The sequence below is a fragment of the Colwellia sp. 1_MG-2023 genome (genome assembly GCF_030546755.1).
In the GTDB taxonomy this organism is placed as follows: Bacteria; Pseudomonadota; Gammaproteobacteria; order Enterobacterales; family Alteromonadaceae; genus Thalassotalea_H.
In genome coordinates, this window is record NZ_JAUOPE010000024.1 from 1 (window position 1) to 2,764 (window position 2,764).

The following is a 2,764-nucleotide window of genomic DNA, read 5'->3' on the forward strand; positions in this document are numbered from 1 at the left end:
CAGTATCGCTGTGTGAATACATAGCACAGCGAGGCGAACCGGGAGAACTGAAACATCTAAGTACCCCGAGGAAAAGAAATCAACCGAGATTTCGTTAGTAGCGGCGAGCGAACGCGAATCAGCCCTTAAGCTTATTGGGCGTTAGTGGAATCTACTGGAAAGTAGAGCGATACAGGGTGATAGCCCCGTACACAAAAACAACCTTTAAGTGAAATCGAGTAGGACGGAGCACGTGAAACTTTGTCTGAATATGGGGGGACCATCCTCCAAGGCTAAATACTCCTAACTGACCGATAGTGAACCAGTACCGTGAGGGAAAGGCGAAAAGAACCCCTGTGAGGGGAGTGAAATAGAACCTGAAACCGCATACGTACAAGCAGTGGAAGCCTTCGGGTGACTGCGTACCTTTTGTATAATGGGTCAGCGACTTATATTCTGTAGCAAGGTTAACCGATTAGGGGAGCCGTAGCGAAAGCGAGTGTTAACTGCGCGTTTAGTTGCAGGGTATAGACCCGAAACCCGGCGATCTACCCATGGGCAGGTTGAAGGTTGAGTAACATCAACTGGAGGACCGAACACACGTATGTTGAAAAATGCGGTGATGACTTGTGGGTCGGAGTGAAAGGCTAATCAAGCCGGGAGATAGCTGGTTCTCCCCGAAATCTATTTAGGTAGAGCCTCGCACGAACACCATTGGGGGTAGAGCACTGTTAAGGCTAGGGGGTCATCCCGACTTACCAACCCTTTGCAAACTCCGAATACCAATGAGTGATATGCGGGAGACACACTGCGGGTGCTAACGTCCGTTGTGAAGAGGGAAACAACCCAGACCGCCAGCTAAGGTCCCAAAGTACTAGTTAAGTGGGAAACGATGTGGAAAGGCATAGACAGCTAGGAGGTTGGCTTAGAAGCAGCCATCCTTTAAAGAAAGCGTAATAGCTCACTAGTCGAGTCGGTCTGCGCGGAAGATGTAACGGGGCTAAACTAGTCACCGAAGCTGCGGATTTGAACTTAGGTTCAAGTGGTAGGGGAGCGTTGTGTAAGCCGTTGAAGGTGTGTTGTAAGGCATGCTGGAGGTATCACAAGTGCGAATGCTGACATGAGTAACGATAAGGGGAGTGAAAAACTCCCCCGCCGAAAGACCAAGGTTTCCTGTCCCATGTTAATCAGGGCAGGGTAAGTCGGCCCCTAAGGCGAGGCGGAAACGCGTAGTCGATGGGAAACAGATTAATATTTCTGTACTTCTATATATTGCGAAGGAGGGACGGAGTAGGCTAGGTGAGCACGGCGTTGGTAGTCCGTGTGAAAGTATGTAGGCTGGAAACTTAGGTAAATCCGGGTTTCCTTAAGGCTGAGATACGAGACGAGTGTCCAAGGACACGAAGTCATTGATGCCATGCTTCCAGGAAAAGCTTCTAAGCTTCAGATATATAGGAACCGTACCCCAAACCGACACAGGTGGTTAGGTAGAGAATACTAAGGCGCTTGAGAGAACTCGGGTGAAGGAACTAGGCAAAATAGTACCGTAACTTCGGGAGAAGGTACGCTGCATATGGGTGATGGAACTTGCTTCCTAAGCTCAGAGCAGTCGAAGTAACCAGGTGGCTGGAACTGTTTATTAAAAACACAGCACTGTGCAAAATCGAAAGATGACGTATACGGTGTGACGCCTGCCCGGTGCCGGAAGGTTAATTGATTGGGTTAGCTCTGCGAAGCTCATGATCGAAGCCCCGGTAAACGGCGGCCGTAACTATAACGGTCCTAAGGTAGCGAAATTCCTTGTCGGGTAAGTTCCGACCTGCACGAATGGCGTAATCATGGCCACACTGTCTCCACCCGAGACTCAGTGAAATTGAAATTGCGGTTAAGATGCCGTATACCCGCGGCTAGACGGAAAGACCCCGTGAACCTTTACTATAGCTTGACAGTGAACATTGCTCCTACATGTGTAGGATAGGTGGGAGGCTTTGAAACTGCGTCGCCAGATGCAGTGGAGCCAACCTTGAAATACCACCCTTGTATGCGTGATGTTCTAACCTAGGGCCCTTATCGGGCTTGGGGACACTGTCTGGTGGGTAGTTTGACTGGGGCGGTCTCCTCCTAAAGAGTAACGGAGGAGCACGAAGGTTGGCTAAGTATGGTCGGACATCATACGGTTAGTGCAATGGCATAAGCCAGCTTAACTGCGAGACAGACACGTCGAGCAGGTACGAAAGTAGGTCATAGTGATCCGGTGGTTCTGTATGGAAGGGCCATCGCTCAACGGATAAAAGGTACTCCGGGGATAACAGGCTGATACCGCCCAAGAGTTCATATCGACGGCGGTGTTTGGCACCTCGATGTCGGCTCATCACATCCTGGGGCTGAAGTCGGTCCCAAGGGTATGGCTGTTCGCCATTTAAAGTGGTACGCGAGCTGGGTTTAGAACGTCGTGAGACAGTTCGGTCCCTATCTGCCGTGGGCGTTTGAGAATTGAAGAGGGCTGCTCCTAGTACGAGAGGACCGGAGTGGACGAACCGCTGGTGTTCGGGTTGTTATGCCAATAGCATTGCCCGGTAGCTACGTTCGGAACTGATAACCGCTGAAAGCATCTAAGCGGGAAGCAGGCTTTGAGATGAGTTCTCACTGGGAATTTAATTCCCCTAAAGGGTCGTTGGAGACTACAACGTTGATAGGTCAGGTGTGTAAGGGTTGTGAGGCCTTGAGCTAACTGATACTAATTGCCCGTGAGGCTTAACCATACAACACCCAAGTGGTTTTGTAT

Annotated in this window: 1 rRNA gene; it reads left to right on the plus strand. The window is 50.3% G+C overall.

The annotated features are described in order from the left end of the window. Window positions 1–2,741, plus strand: a 23S ribosomal RNA gene (locus tag Q4493_RS17675); the annotation flags it as partial. Window positions 2,742–2,764: the final 23 nt, after the last annotated feature.